Origin of the sequence: Acidovorax sp. NCPPB 3576 (assembly GCF_028473605.1) — a bacterium.
Taxonomy (GTDB): Bacteria; Pseudomonadota; Gammaproteobacteria; order Burkholderiales; family Burkholderiaceae_C; genus Paracidovorax.
The window spans coordinates 2,428,057-2,442,087 of the sequence record NZ_CP097267.1 but is presented as its reverse complement, the minus strand read 5'-3'; the positions used below and the strand labels follow the sequence as shown (position 1 = coordinate 2,442,087).

At 67.7% G+C, this 14,031-nt stretch carries 15 protein-coding genes; all 15 read right to left on the bottom strand.

Annotated elements, in window-relative coordinates; translation table 11 throughout:
• Window positions 1-62: 62 nt before the first annotated feature.
• Genes M5C98_RS11185 through M5C98_RS11115 form a run of 15 tightly spaced genes read right to left on the bottom strand, consistent with a single transcriptional unit; the run spans window position 63 to window position 14,016 of the window.
• Window positions 63-557: a TIGR03757 family integrating conjugative element protein gene (locus M5C98_RS11185; protein ID WP_272552793.1), complete on the bottom strand. Its 495-nt coding sequence runs from the start codon at window positions 555-557 to the stop codon at window positions 63-65.
• The gene (locus tag M5C98_RS11180) at window positions 554-3,442 is read right to left on the bottom strand and encodes a conjugative transfer ATPase (RefSeq protein WP_272552792.1); all 2,889 of its coding nucleotides are present in this window, start codon (window positions 3,440-3,442) and stop codon (window positions 554-556) included. Before M5C98_RS11180 ends, M5C98_RS11185 begins: the two co-directional genes overlap by 4 nt.
• Window positions 3,443-3,475: 33 nt before the next feature.
• On the bottom strand, window positions 3,476-3,949 hold the full coding sequence (locus M5C98_RS11175; protein ID WP_272552791.1) for a TIGR03751 family conjugal transfer lipoprotein: 474 nt from the start codon (window positions 3,947-3,949) through the stop codon (window positions 3,476-3,478).
• Between the two features lie 25 nt (window positions 3,950-3,974).
• On the bottom strand, window positions 3,975-5,540 hold the full coding sequence (locus M5C98_RS11170) for a TIGR03752 family integrating conjugative element protein (protein WP_272552790.1): 1,566 nt from the start codon (window positions 5,538-5,540) through the stop codon (window positions 3,975-3,977).
• Between the two features lie 15 nt (window positions 5,541-5,555).
• Window positions 5,556-6,638 carry a TIGR03749 family integrating conjugative element protein gene (locus M5C98_RS11165; RefSeq protein ID WP_272552789.1) on the bottom strand — a complete coding sequence of 361 codons (1,083 nt, stop codon included), beginning with the start codon at window positions 6,636-6,638 and terminating at the stop codon, window positions 5,556-5,558.
• Window positions 6,635-7,471, bottom strand: coding sequence for a PFL_4703 family integrating conjugative element protein (locus M5C98_RS11160; protein ID WP_272552788.1), 837 nt, complete (start codon window positions 7,469-7,471; stop codon window positions 6,635-6,637). Before M5C98_RS11160 ends, M5C98_RS11165 begins: the two co-directional genes overlap by 4 nt.
• Before the next feature lie 33 nt (window positions 7,472-7,504).
• Entirely contained in the window at window positions 7,505-8,002 is a 498-nt protein-coding gene (locus tag M5C98_RS11155) for a TIGR03750 family conjugal transfer protein (protein ID WP_272552787.1), read from the bottom strand.
• Between the two features lie 21 nt (window positions 8,003-8,023).
• Window positions 8,024-8,440, bottom strand: a complete 417-nt coding sequence (locus tag M5C98_RS11150; protein WP_272552785.1) for a TIGR03745 family integrating conjugative element membrane protein — start codon at window positions 8,438-8,440, stop codon at window positions 8,024-8,026.
• A gap of 44 nt (window positions 8,441-8,484) precedes the next feature.
• Window positions 8,485-8,715, bottom strand: coding sequence for a DUF3262 family protein (locus M5C98_RS11145; protein ID WP_272552784.1), 231 nt, complete (start codon window positions 8,713-8,715; stop codon window positions 8,485-8,487).
• Between the two features lie 37 nt (window positions 8,716-8,752).
• Window positions 8,753-9,091 (bottom strand): integrative conjugative element protein, RAQPRD family, encoded by a 339-nt coding sequence (locus M5C98_RS11140; protein WP_272552782.1) that lies wholly within the window; start codon window positions 9,089-9,091, stop codon window positions 8,753-8,755.
• A gap of 19 nt (window positions 9,092-9,110) precedes the next feature.
• The gene (locus M5C98_RS11135; RefSeq protein WP_272552781.1) at window positions 9,111-9,887 is read right to left on the bottom strand and encodes a TIGR03747 family integrating conjugative element membrane protein; all 777 of its coding nucleotides are present in this window, start codon (window positions 9,885-9,887) and stop codon (window positions 9,111-9,113) included.
• Window positions 9,884-12,160: a type IV conjugative transfer system coupling protein TraD gene (gene traD / locus M5C98_RS11130; protein WP_272552779.1), complete on the bottom strand. Its 2,277-nt coding sequence runs from the start codon at window positions 12,158-12,160 to the stop codon at window positions 9,884-9,886. The genes M5C98_RS11135 and traD overlap by 4 nt, the downstream gene beginning before the upstream one ends.
• On the bottom strand, window positions 12,157-12,684 hold the full coding sequence (locus tag M5C98_RS11125; protein WP_272552778.1) for a PFL_4695 family integrating conjugative element protein: 528 nt from the start codon (window positions 12,682-12,684) through the stop codon (window positions 12,157-12,159). The genes traD and M5C98_RS11125 overlap by 4 nt, the downstream gene beginning before the upstream one ends.
• Before the next feature lie 25 nt (window positions 12,685-12,709).
• Window positions 12,710-13,468, bottom strand: coding sequence for a transglycosylase SLT domain-containing protein (locus tag M5C98_RS11120; RefSeq protein WP_272552776.1), 759 nt, complete (start codon window positions 13,466-13,468; stop codon window positions 12,710-12,712).
• A complete protein-coding gene (locus M5C98_RS11115) occupies window positions 13,468-14,016 on the bottom strand; it encodes a hypothetical protein (protein WP_272552775.1) in 549 nt (182 codons plus the stop codon). The genes M5C98_RS11120 and M5C98_RS11115 overlap by 1 nt, the downstream gene beginning before the upstream one ends.
• Window positions 14,017-14,031 lie beyond the last annotated feature (15 nt).

The following is a 14,031-nucleotide window of genomic DNA, read 5'->3' as shown; positions in this document are numbered from 1 at the left end:
GATGGAGCCGGATCGCAGCGCTGCCAGGGTGCTCGTTACGCGGCCGAAAGACGAAGTTCTCGTCATTGCGCGCCCCTCGGTCCAGAGGCTGGTCGAGCGCGCTGGAAGGCCGCCAGCGCGGCATTCACGTCGGTCATCCCGAACACCACGGTCTGCCGGTTGACGACGATGGCCGGCAGCCGGTCGATGCGGTAGTGCATCGCCAGGGTGATGCCATTGGCGGCATTCGCCACCACGGGCTGCACCTGTCGGCGGATGCGTGCCTCGTTCGCCGCGAGCCAGGCGCGGGCATCGGCCTCGTTTTGCGGCAGCGCTTGGTTGATGGACTGCTCCACCCGGGACATGGCGTCCAGCCGGTAGATGTCGAGCTTGTATCGATCCGAGCGCTGGGGCGTGACGAGCATGGCCGAGTTGGCGAAGACCTCCACTTGCGTGATGCCCCGGTACAGGTCATCGCCCAGGATGACCTGAGCTTGGGCAAGGGAGGCCATCATGAACGCCGGCAATGCCAGTGCCCACGGCTGGAATTTCGAGCAGATCCGATGCACGGCGCTCATCCGCGTGCCTTCACGAGTTCCTCGGCCACAAGCATGGCCGCCTCCAGTTCGGTGCAGCCGTGTTGGTCCATGAGCCGGCGCCGGTGCGCCTTCTCATGGCCTTCGGTCATGGCCAGGGCGATCGGCAGCGCAGGCGGCACGTTGCGAAACAGCATCTGGCCGAGCGCAGAGATGATGACGCCCTCGGTGTACTTGGGCGGCTCCTTGCGGGCGGACTCCATCAGATGGCGCTGCTCGGGCGTGAGGCTGCGAAACCGCGCGACCTCGGCGATCTCCGATCGGTCCATGGTGAGCAGCATCCAGTATTCGCACATGGACAGCACCCGCTCCATCGAGTCCGGGAAATCCTGCAAATTCTGCGTCGCCAGCCAGAACCAGATGTTCAGCTTGCGCCACATCTTGGTGCCCTTGGCGATCTTCGGGCCCAGCAGCTCGTTGGTGGTGATCAAGTGGCCTTCGTCGGTCAGGAAGACGATGGGGCGGCCCTCGGCCTGCGTGCGCTCGCCGCGCGACTGCACCGAGTCGATGAGACTGGTGTAGGCCACCGCCAGGGCGTCGCCATAGCCGTCTTGCGTCAGCGTGCCCATCTCGATGAGGGTCACGTCCGCGTCTGGCCAGTCCTGGCCCTCGCGATTGAAGAGCTTGCCGCGCAGCGCCTGCGTGAAGGTCATCATGGACTGGCCCATTTCTTCCGCGCGCATCTGGCGCGGGCCGGAGAGCGTCTCGTCGCGGTGCATGCCCATGAGTTCGATGGCCACGTCCTGGGTCAGCGGGTGCGTGCGGCCTTCCTTTCGGCAGCGCACGGACGCGCGGATGATCGCCCGCGAGACGAGGTAGCGGTCGGCACGGCCCATGCGTGCGACCTCCTGTTTTTCTCCGCCGGTGATCATCATGATGGCGGCGATCAGCATCTCGCCCAGGAGATCGCGCCGCTCCGTCCCTTCGTCATCTTGGTCTTGTCCAGGCGTGGCCGTTGCGGCCTGGGTGCCCGAGGGCTCCTCATCCAGTTCGCCGATCAGGATGTCGATGCCCTCGTCGTCCGGCACGCCTGCGTTGACCCGGGCCTGCTGCTCGGCCGCGTTGTAGGAGGACATGACATCGGGATCGTCCAGCAGCCGCAGGGCATGCACGAAGGGCGGCAGCGATACGTCCGCTTCGCTCGTGAGCGTCACATGGTGGGTGGAGAGGCCCATGCCCTTGAAGTACGCGAGCAGCAGCTCGAAGGAGCGGCCCGCGTCCACGATCACAAGGCGCGGCTTGTGGATGGCCATGGTCATCATGGCCAGGTAGTTCAGCGTGGCCGACTTGCCCGCGCCCGTAGGGCCCAGCACGAGCATGTGCGCGTTCTTCTTGCGGTCCCGCCGGTTCAGCGGATCGACCCAGAGCGGCTCGCCGCCGCGGTTCCAGAACCACATGCCCGGGTGGGGAGTCCCGCGCGCCCGTCCATACACGGGCAGCAGCGCGGCGGCGTGGGAGGCGAAGGTCAGGCGTGAGCGGCGCAGTGAACGGTTGTCGAATGCCGGATCGAAGTTGAAGGGCAGCCCACGCATGAAGGTGTCCAGGGGCACCAGGTCGTGCTTGGAATCGATGAACCGCAGGCCCGAGGGCACGAGCAGCGCATTGACCTGGGAGATCTGCTGCTCCAGGTCGGCGGTGTCGTGTCCGCTCACGTAGAGCGTCATCATCATGGGGTAGAGCTTGTCCCCTTGCACCATCCGGGCAAGGACCTGCTCGCACTCGCGGTGCGTCTCCATGGCAGCAGCGGACTTGGCGCGAGAGGCATCGCGGATGCGCTCGATGTGGCGCTCCAGCTGGTGCTGCGGCTGCACGGTGAGAGAGATGGAAAGCATGGCGCCGGCGGGCAGGCGGTCCAGGCGCGCGAAGCTCTCCTTGCCGCTTTGCAGTTCGGCCGAGAAGTGGCCGATCTGCGGCTGACTGCGCATGCTCTGCAGAGCCAGTGCCTTGACGGGCAAGCCATCGAACTCGAAGGTGCCGGCCGCCAGGTCGGACTTCGGGGGCGAGAGGTTGAGCAGGTCCGACAGGTCGCAGCCGAACAGGGGCGCTTGGGGCCACCCCGTGCCCGCATCGGTGGGGTAGGGCGCCTGGCGCAAAAGGTCGGTGGGCGTGCTAGCCCAGGGCACGGCGCGGTTGAAGAACGGCAGCAGCCATTCGTAGAGGTCGCGGCCGGTGCAGCGGCGCGCGGCGACACCCGCCTCGCTGAAGGTGGACATCAGGGTGATCGCCACCGACTCGATCTGCGCGGTGGGCGGCGCCGGGTCGTCGGCCAGCCCGGCGAAGCGCTTGTAGATGCAGCAGCGCACGCGCCGCACCTGGCCGCGCCAGACCTGGCCCGTGACCAGCGTGTCGGTGAACAGGCCCTGCGGGCGCGAGACCAGATCCAGGTGCCTGGACATCTCGGCCAGGACCGACTGGGTGAAGCGCGAGTCCAGGATCGCACGGCATCGCTCGGGGTAGTCCTTGTGCTGTTCGGCGATGTAGTCGCTCAATGCGCCCGCCAGCGGTCCCAGGTTGCGATCGTCGTTGGCGAAGAACTGCACGATCCAGGGCGATGCGTCCGATTCGGGCAGCGCCTGCAGGGCCTCCTGCACCTTGAGGGCATGCTCGGCCAGGAACTCCGCGGCCTGCGCCTCCGTGGGGATGGCCGACAGCTCGAACATCGCGCCGAGGGTGGCGCCATCCTTGAGTACGAACACCTTGTCCTCGCCCTGGTAGGCGACGTAGGGCAGCATGTCGGTGAAGGAGGGCGGGCGCAGGGCCATGCGCCGGCGTTGCCCCACCGTTTGGCCGTTGGATGGGGTGGTGGCGGCTGCGCCGCTGGCAGGTGGGCCTGGAGTGCGCTTGGGTCGGATGAAGTCAAGGAGCATCGTGCGTGGTTGTCGTGGGCTAAAGGCGTGATGTCAGCGAGAGGGACGGGTGCCGGCTTTACCTTGCACAGCGCTAACGGCCCGCAGGTCCTGCTCGACCTCTCCCGGCAGCGCGTAGAAGGTCTGCTCGTACATCGGGAACGTGGTCACATAACCCGGCACCGGGTAGGTGCCGCGCGCCAGATGCGGATAGACCACCATGACGAGATCGGGGTTGGGCACGCGGGCGAAGCGCTGGCGCATGGGCTCCAGGGCGGACCAGTAGCGCTGGGTGTCGGCATCGCCAGCGGCGATGGGCCTGGCGGACGACGCCTCGCGCAGGCGGTCCTGCGCGGTACGGGTGCGGGCGGTTTGGGCCCCCTCGTCATCCTTGGGCGAGGCCTTGCCGCGGTAGATGTCCAGCACGGTCGGGCTGCCACGGGTGACCTCGTTGATGGGCGATTCCCGGTTTCCTGTGACCGAGCAGCCGGTGCCCAGCAGGACCAGGGACAAACAGGCTGCAGGCATCAGACGTGATGTCGTTGGGATGAGGTCATTCGAGACCATGGCGTTCTCCTCGTGCGATTTGGGTGCCCCCCTGCTGGCGATGCACCAGGCGGCGGGCGTTGACGGCTTTGTCCAGGCGGATTTCCTGGTCCAGGTGGATGACGAGTTGCTTGCCGGACGGCACGATCACGGCATCGAAGCTGTTGCGAAGGCGCTGGAGCATCCACTGCGTCACTTCGTCGGTGGCGCCGCTGACGGCCTGGCCCATGGCAAAGCGCCCCCGGTCACCCGTGATCGAGGAGGACGTCGATCCGTCGTTGTTGTTGCGCTGCGTGCGCTGCGCGTCGGCAAAGGCCTGGCCGGCCACACCGAGGCCGCGCAGCATGCTGATGTCGGTGAGGTAGCTCGCCGCGTTGGTCACGAACTTGCCCGGGATGCACGGGTTGCCGTGCAGGTCCGAGATGAAGCCGATGTCGCCGCCAGATGAACCGCCCGATCCGCTCCCCGTGGAAATCCCGCCGCCCCGGTTGCGGGAAGACACGGTGCGCACCGTGCCATCGTTGAAGACGAAGGTGATCGAGCGCACCTTGCCCTCGGAACACGACAGCGCCATGTCCCCGATGGCAACTCCAGTCACGATCATGCCGGCGATGTCGGGCGGCAACTCCCAGCCGCTGGCAGCGAGGTTGTCGCGCCCGACCATGGCCTTGAACTGCATGGGGTCCGTCACCCGGCCATCGATGGGCACCCGACCGATGAGGCTGGTCATCGCGGTGACGCCAGCGAGCGTGGAGTTCTCTGGAAGGGTGAAGAACGGCGTGTCTTCGGCCTTCTGCGCGGCGGCTCTTGCGGCCTGCGTGGCAGGCCCTGCAGTGCCTGCGGCGCCGGCGTCGCCGCTCGCCTGCGTGGTTCGCACGAACCGCGTCGTGGCCACGGCGCCCGATCCCCGCGCCGGGTCCACATGCGCGACGTAGCCCATGGGCGTCATGAGCTTGTACTGGACCACCCCGGCGTGCGAATCAGCCTGCGCGGCGGCACCGGCATCCGACCAGCCCGAGGCGCCGGCGCGCGAGGATGTCGCGGTCTGCGACCCCGTGGACGGGCCGCGCGTGGTCGGTGAACCGGGCGCCACACCAGGTGGACCAGGCAGGCCCTTCATGAGCGTGTCCGCGGCCTCGGCGGCGGTGTCGATCGCGTTCCCCAGGATGGACTTGTCGGCGGCGGGGGGATCGATGGCGGCGGCCTGCGGTGCCGGCACGGACGCGGCACTCGGGTTGTTGGCCGGTCCCTGGGTGCCCGGGCCACCAGTACCACCCAGGCGCCGGTTCTCCTCGGTCAGGCGGTTGTTCGTCTCGATGATCTTGGCCACGTCCTGGCGCAGCTGCGTGTTGCTGGCCACCACGGTGGCGAGCGTCTCGGCCGGCGTGTCGTTGTCGGCGCCGGCCGCCTTGGGCAGGCCGGCTTTGGCCTTGGCGGGATCGGGCACGGACTTCATCGGCGCGTCGGCTTTGGGCTGGGACGGACCGGAGAACTGCTGATACAGCACGCCGACGATCACGACGGCACCGAAGGTGCCCAGGAGGGGGATGAGTTTGTTGCTGGTGGTGGCCATGGGCTCGCTCTCCTGTTACAGGCAGGCCTCGAAGGCGCGCTCGCATACCAGGTACAGGGCGGTGGTGTCCCAGTCGCTGCCGGCCGGGCCGATGCGCCCGTGCTGCGCGGTCGCGGAGATCCAACGCCCACGGATGTCCTCCAGCGGCAACTCCAGGGGCGTCCTGGCGCGGTTGGTCACGCGCACGGCCGTCACGTACAGGTTGCCCGAGCGCCATTGGCCCAGGGGCGCGGCCTCCACCTGCGCGCCACGCAGCAGGCCGGAGACGGGCTGCGTGCCTACCTCCACCTGACGCACGCCAGGCAGGTCGTAGGCAAGGCGCCGCGGCGCGTAGAGCATCCGCGCCGCATAGCGGGTGAGTTGCACCATGTCGGCCGCAGGCTGCTCGGGCTCTGCCTCCTTCGCGCCGGCCCCTGCAGCGGCGGCAGAGGCGACGGACACCGCAGCGCCGGAAGCCTTGCCCGGCTCGACCACGAACACCTCCAGCTCGGACGTGGCCGCGGAAGTGCTCTCGCCGGCTACGAGGTCCATCGGGATCTGCTGACCGCTGTCCACCAGTTCCGCGACGATGCGCAGCGTGGTGAAGGGGACAAGGGCCGTGGCATACAGGGTGCGGTCGATCACCTCCAGGCGGGCCACCGATTCCATGTCTCGGGGAACATGCAGTGCAGCGGGCGCCGGCAGCGTGATCAGCCGCTCACGGCCCACGGGCAGCGGCACGGCGATGGGCGCCCGCTCGAAGACCGTGCGCTCCACCCCACCGCGAGCGGCGGCGCCCGTGGCAGGCGGGCGGCGGGTGCGGGCAGCCGAGGAGCTACCAGCACGCGCCGCCTGGGCGGCCGCCCTCGCGGGCGAGTCGGCTCCGAATGAGCCAGGCTGCGGATTGGCACCCGATGGAGACAGATCCTGTCCCAGGTCGATGTCGTTCGTGGCCGGTTTGCCGGCTTGCGGCCCCGCGTCGATCATGTCCGGCGGGACGTTGGCCAGGGAGAGTTGGCGGACCTCCTGCGCCTGCGGCAGGCAGGGCAGCATCGAGGCGGCCGCGGCCAGCGCGGAGAGTCGGTAGGTGAAGCGGTGCATGGTGCGGTGAGCAGTCATTGCGAAGGGCTGGACGGAGGAGTGGATGTGTTGGCAGCGGCACCGGCGGGTGCGGACGCCGAGGCGCCCTGGGCCTGCAGGGGAGTGGCTTGGGGACTGTTGGGGTCCACACGCTGGTCGGCCGTGCGCGGTAGGGCAGCGGGCGTGAGGGTGGTGGGCAGCTTGGGCGCGGCCTGGCCGCTGCGCACCGCCTGCACCTCGCTCATCTCCAGGCGCGCCGGACGGTTGGCGCCGTAGCAGTCGATGGCCATGCGCCAGGGATTCTTCTCGCGGTCCACGTCGTAGCGGACGATGCGCAGCGGGTAGCGGATGAACGCATCCTTGACGGGCTGGCCCCGGAAACTCTCCATGAGCTGCATGTCCAGCAGCACGGTCCAGGCATCCGGGCCGTCCGCGACCACGCGCGCGCCGGAGTAACCGAAGCCGGGAATCTCGGTCATCTGCCGCGTGCGCGAGCGCAACTCGCCGCTGTTGTAGCGCGACTGCATGTCCGCTTCGAGCTGGGCCCGGCAGGCCGGCGTCACGAAGGCTTGCAGGGCGAAGATCTGCGAGCCATAGTCCTTGGCGCCATCGGCCTGCCAGCGGTTGACCTGCTGCCAGATGTAGTAGGCGAAGCCATAGACGTTGGTGTCGGGCACGGGCGCGTTGCCGCTCTCCACGTGCACGCTGTCGCCGGCCTTGACGTTGGGCGCCAGGTGCAGGTCCAGGTTCTTGGGCATGGAGTGGGCGTAGTACATGCCCAGGGCGCCCATGGCGGCGACGATGAGGATCGCGTGGCGCAGCGTGGCGTTCTGTGCCCGGGCCGAGGCCAGGGCGTCGAGGTAAGGATTCATGGGGATGTCGGTAGGCTCAGTCGAACGGTCGGATCAGGTGCCTTTGCCGGCCCCTGTGCGGCTGGGCGAGTCCTTTGGCACTTCCCTCGGTGGCTGCAAGGGTGAGGCAAGAGAGCCCTCGAAGGAGCGGCCCAGGTCCCACCAGCCCTCGTGCCCGATGAAGCGGCACCGGACCCATCCCTGGCGAGCGGCCCAGAGGTGCAGGTACTGGGTGTAGTAACCATCGGGCCGACCGCGCTTGATGCGCGCCAGCCAGGTCGAGGAGAACCACAGCACCGCCATCGGCCCGAAGAGCGCGAGCATGCCCAGAACCTGCCACAGGCCCGTGAACGCGGCGACGATGGAGCCAAGGAGCAGGAAGACGGCGAGCGCCAGCAGGCCGATGACCTTGGCCTCCGTCACGGTGATGCCGTTCAGGATGGCCGGCTCCACGTTCACACGGTCCGTGACCGGGGCACCGCGCGCTGGCGACTGCAAGGTGTGCGGCGTGGCTGACGGAGCGTCCGCGGTGCCGATGGATCTGCGTGGCATGGTGTCGTGGTCCCGGCCCGATCACTTCAGCACTTCCAGCGCCTGGGTCACCAGCATGACCAGCATGACCGCGAAGATCGCGCCCATGATGAAGTATTCCTTCAGGTCGGATATGTCGGCCTTGCCAGCGGAATAAGCACGCCATTTGGCAAGCGCACCGGCCACCACGTAGACCAGCCCGACGGCCGCAAGCACCAGGCCCAGCACGGTCAGGCCCGCCTTGAAATACCCTCCGAAATACCCGAGCCAATCGCCTTCGGCGACCGTGCCGCCGCCGATCGCCTCGGTCGGCTTATGCACGTTGGGCAAGGCGGCCAGGGCCGGGGTGCAGAGCAGGGCGACCGATGGCGCGAGCAGCGCGCGGGCTGCGCGATCCCGGGCGAGGGCGAAGGTGTTGCGGGCGAGCGCCTGGAGGCGTTGAAGTCGGGACGATGGCATGTGAATGGGTCCTTCAATGAAAGTGGGATGGAAAACGGTCGCGGCTAGACCACGACGTAGAAGACGAGCGAGAGCAGCACCATGGCCTTGACGCCGGCGACGGTGGCCTCCACCGCGGTGATGCGCTCGTGGCGGTAGGCATCCATGAGTTGCAGCACGATCCAGGCGAAGAAGGTCAGGACCACGGCGCTCACGATGAGCGTGAGCGTGGTCTTGAAGGCCGCGGGATCGGCGCCCGAGCCGGTGCGGAAGGCCTCGCGCATGGTCTGGTTCATGGGGGTGTCCGTGCAGTTGGTGTGCGGCAAGCAGGGATCACTGGCGGTAGTCGCCGCGCAGCGGTGCCACGGGCCGTGGCTGGCGCGGGGTGTCGGTGTGCCGCTCGATGCCCTCGCGGAGCATCTGCAAGTCACTGGACAGCCAGTCGTAGCGGAACTTGACGCGCTGGCCGGTGGGCGCATCCTGCGCGGCGGTGGCCACCATGGCCTGCACGCGCTCGATCTCGTGCGCGATGCGCGCCAGGTGCTCGCGCTCGGTGTCCTCGTCGCCGGCATGCGCGGGAGCGGTTGCGGCCGCGCCCGCCGCCAGCAGCAGGGCGATCAGCCAGGCACTGCGGCAGCGTTGGCCAGTTTCGTGGGAGGGCGGGGATTGCATCATTGTTCTCCTGATGAGTTCAGACATATTTCTTGAATGCCGCCACGGTGGTCGAGAGGGTGGCGGCGACTAGGACGGTGAAGACAAGGACCATGTAGGCGGGGTTGAAGCCGCCGAAGGGCCAGGTGAGATAGAGGCCGAAGCCGCCGGTGAGCGACCAGGCGGTGTAGCGCTTGGCGTGGTGATAGACGAAGGAGCTTTCACGCCCGCCGCCCCAGCGGCGCAGATCGCGGCGCACCAGGCCATCGACGGCCCCCACCAGGCAGGCGAGGACGAAGGCGGGCAGGGCGAAGAGCGCCACCGACATGCGCAGCAGCACGTCCTGCGCGACGTACATCGAGACCAGCGCCCATTGCGACAGGAGCTTGCCCATGGAGCGGCTGGCCCGCCCCATGCCTTTGGACAACGGATTTCCCCCGGCTGCGTTGGCGCTGGAGGGGTTGGGCTCTGCTGCCGCCTGCGGACCGTTGAAGCGGTCGTACCAGCGCAGCACGCCGAGGCGCTCGTAGGGCATCTCCACCCATCGCACGATTTGCCGGGAAAACGCCACCGTGTCCGGCACCAGGAGGCTGCGCGGTGCCGCGGCGATGTAGCCCAGGTCCTGCTCCACCAGCGTGCGCGCATGGCCCGCACCCTCGTCTTTCCAGAGCCAGTACATCCCGCCGATCTCGATGAGGATGCCCACGAACCAGGAGAACAGCGCCACGAAGGTCAGGCCGATGCCGATCTCCAGCGCGAGTTCGACGGGGCCGCGCGTGCGAGGGCGCACCGGTCCCTTGGGAGGAGCGCCGCTCATGATCCGTGCCTCATGATCTGACCCAGGGCGGTGCTGGTCATCACGGCCTCATTCACAGCGGTTTCATGTGCACCCGCGTCCTCCTGCGCCAGGTCGGTGGCGATCAGGTCCGCGGCCGCAGCGCCCAACGGCTGCGCGGACATCCAGTCGCCCATCCAGTCCGTCTCCTTGGCCCATTGCTCGCTGGTGCGGTAGCGGTTGCGCATGTCGCTGGCCACCTTCTTGAGCGACTCGGGAACGAACGGATCGTTGGTGGAGTCCGCCAGCGGGATGCGAATCTTGAAGCGTCGGTTTCCCTCCAGCAGCGCGAACGCCTGGCCCTGCGGCAGGCTGAGAAGGTCGGCCGCCTCGATCATCGCCACCTTGGTGGTGGTCACGATGTCGTCGTTGCGGGACGTGAAGTCCACGCCCGTGCCCTGCGCCGCCGTGTCGGTGACGCCGGACATGGGCGTGAGGTGCACGACCTCCACTTGCGGCACCTGCTCGGCCAGCAGGTTGGCCGTGGTGACCGAACGCACCCGCAGCATCACCAGGTGATTGAAGTTGTCCAGGATCTGCCCGGCCTTGGCCTTGTCGCCCACGCGCGCCTCAATGTCGAACATCGACTGCGTGTAGGCCGTGATCCGAAAGCCCGACCCGCCCAGCTTGTTGACCATGGGCACGAATTCGGGGCCTGCGATCTCATTGACCTCATCGAAGTGGCAGCACACGGTGGGCAGTTGCAGCTTGCCATCCGGGTGGTGCGGATCAAGCCCGGTCTTGTAGAGCTTGCCGCCCACGCTCACGAGGTCGGCCAGCATGGAATTGCCCACGGCCGAGGACACCACCGAGTCGGACAGGGCATCCAGGCCCACATAGACGATGCCGCCCTGGCGCATCACGGTCATCCAGTCGAAGACCGGCCGTTTGTCGCTGGCATCGAAGTAGTCCGGGGAGATCAGCTTGCCCACGGCGCCGGTGGTGAGCTTTTCGAGGAACGGCCCGAGGCTGGCGATGATCTTCTCGTAGAACGATCGCTCGTAGCTGAACGCGGCGGCCAGGCCTCGCAACACCGTGTCCTCGACCTTGGAGTCCCTGATCCAGAGGAACATCGCCACCAAATCGGGCGTGCGGTCGGCCAGGCTGCGCGGCACGGCTGGCCCACCCTTGGTGCCCACGACCGCTTCGAGGGCGGCGACCCGCTTCTCCCATTCGGTGTGTTGACCTTGTTGTGCCAGGCGCGTGAAGATCATCCGGGCGTAGTCCATGAACAGCCCGTCGATGCCGGTCACGTCTTTGAGCAGCGTCTCGTAGGTCGGCACGCGCCCGAGCGCCACCTGGGCCTGCGCCACGATGTTGGTGAAGCGCCAGGAGAACTCCTTGAACGCGGCCGAGTTGCCAGAGGACGGCAGGGCATTGGTCGCGCGCGTGGCCACCTCGGTGATGCGCGCGAAATTGCCGATGCCGTTGTATCGCGCGGAAATCTCGGGGTAGCCCAAATGGAACAGGTAGAACTGGTCCAGCCGACCTGCGCGGGCGGCTTCCGCGTACAGACGCAGCATCAATTCCGCGTCACCCTTGGGATCGATCACGATGGTCACGTGGCCGGCGTGGATGTCCTGGGTGGCGAACATCTCCAGCATGCGCGTCTTGCCCACACGCGTGGTGCCCATGACGATCATGTGGCCGGAGCGCGAAGACTGGCGCATCTTGACGGGGCCTTCCTGCAGCGCACCCACGCCGTGCAGGATGGGCGAGCCGCCCAGGTCAGGATAGGAGCGCAGGGGATTGAACCAGGCTTCGCTGGCCAGGGCGCCCGCGAGGGCGCGCACGAGCAAGGTGGGCTCGGAGGGATTCCTGCGCAGCTTCGCCTGCATGTCCTCGTTGAGCTTCGTGCCCCAGCGGCGCATGGCGACCTCTGTGGCGCTGGGCTTCACGAACGGCTCGGCTTCCGTGCGCGTGGCATCCCGCTTGCGCTGGGTGTGCAGTTGCGTCCACTCGAAGCCTTCTCCCAGGTAATACTCATCCTTGCCTACCGGGATCTTGGACGGCGAGATGCGCGTGACCTTGTAATACTTCATGTAGTGCTGGTAGCGCAGGATCTGCAGCGCCTGGCGCAGGCGCTGGTAGCCGAACGCGAAGGCGATCACTGCCGCCACCCAGCCCAGCAGGGGCGGCATCATGAGCGCCCACGGCGCGACGACCGCCACCAGGGCCACGCCCCAGGCCATGGCCACGCTCCACAACTCAATGGGCGGGCGCAGCAGCGCCTCCAGGACCGCGTGGTTCTTCATGGCGTGCCTTTCCCGATTTTCCCGAGATCGTCCTCGGCACCGTCGAAGAGGACCTGGCGCGCCCGGCCATCGAGGTCGATGAGGATGGGGTAGATGGCAACGCCGGCCGCACGCATGCGGGACTCCAGCCATGGACTCTGCGCGGGCGCAACCGGCACACCGGCTGCGGCGCGCTGCAGCGTCTTGAACTCGTCCTCGCTGTCGGCGGCGACGACGATCACCGCGGCACCAAGGCCACGCAGACGGTCCTGGTGCAGTTGCAGCCACTGCAGCGATGCCCAGTCGGTGCCCATCACGACGATGGGTTGGGTCATCCAGCGGGCGTTGAAAACGGCCACTCCCTCGGCGGTCAGCACGCCCTGGCGCAGCTGGGTGCGAAGCGGGAATGCCACGCCCTGCATCACGCCTTCTTGGTCCTCGCCGCCCACGAGCGCGGCCAGGTAGGGAGCCACTGGCACGGTGGCATCGCTGCCATGGATCTGTTGCAGTGCAGGCTGGCCGGCGTTCGCAGCAGCAGTCCACATCAGGGCACAAGCCAGGACCACTGAATCAAGCCTGTGCACGCGAGGCCTCCGAAGATGGGCGCGGCACGCTGTGCAGCAGCGCAGACACGGGCACGCCCATGCGCCCCAGTCGCTGGAGCACCTGATCGGCATAGCGCGCGCCGCGCGAGAGGGTCTCGTGGGTGTTGTCCGAGCCCGTGTGATAGAGCGCGATGGCGCGGCGCCAGTTGCCGCCCGCCTCGAAATGCCCGCGCAGGATCTGCGCTCCCACGGCGAGGTTGGGATAAGGATCGAGGGCGCGCTCGGGCTGCTTGAGCTTGTCGCCATGCCAGTGCCAGTTGACCTGCATCGCGCCGATGTCGATGTTGGTCACGCGGCGGGCGATGAAGCCCTTGAGTGCGGCCAGCGTCTCGGGGTAGTCGGCGTAGCGCAGTCCCTGTCCACGCACGCACAGCGTCCACGGGTAGGGCAGGGTGCGCTCGCCGAACTTGAGCTTGGATTCCTGCAGGGCGACGCCGAAGAGCAGCCAGGGCGGGACGCCCATGCGCCCTGCGGTGACCGCGTAGGCCTTCGGTGGGTGACTCTGCACCATGGATGCGGAGAGCATGTCCTGTACTACGGGTTCGATGCGGCGCATCGCAGCGGTCGGCGTGCGCGAGATCTGCGCGCCTGTCGGCTCGATCCGCTTCACATCCTCGAGCCGGTAGGGCAACCATGGGCCGTTGGGCTCTGCACACATGACACAAGCGGGCATGCCCGCCAGCAAACCCAGCACCATGGATCGGCGTGGCAGCATCGTCTGCATCAGCGGACCTTTGCCGCTTTCGGTGCGCTGGCGCCTGGCGCGGTATCGACCACCAGGGAGCGAGGCACATTGAGCACGTCCGCCGTGCCGATGGGCGCGGCCACCTTGGCCTGGCCGCTGAAGTCCATGACAGGCTCATTGGGATACATCCGGGCCATCGCCTCCGTGAAGGCGGCATTCCAGGCGAGCGAGCGCTCCACATCCGCGTGGAAGGTGCGCGCGAACATCTCGGCGTACTTGCGGCGCTCCGCATCGCTGCGGGCGTGGATGCCAAGCGCCTCGACGGGCGAGAGGTTCTCCACGGAGAACGACTTGCGCGGCCCCTGTAGCAGGACCTTGGCGCGCAGCATCTCTTCGGAAGAGAGGCCCCAGATGGAGGCGATGAGCTGGTCGCTCTCGTCCAGCACCGTGCCCGCACGGTCGGCGCCGCCTCGCTGGCTCGTCACCTCCTGCGTGCGCTGCTGCTGGGTCTTTGGCTGGGCCAGCGAGGTTGTGGTGGCGCCGAGTGCGATCAGACAAGCCACGGACCAGTGAGCGATGGTCGCCATCGAGTGCATCCCTTG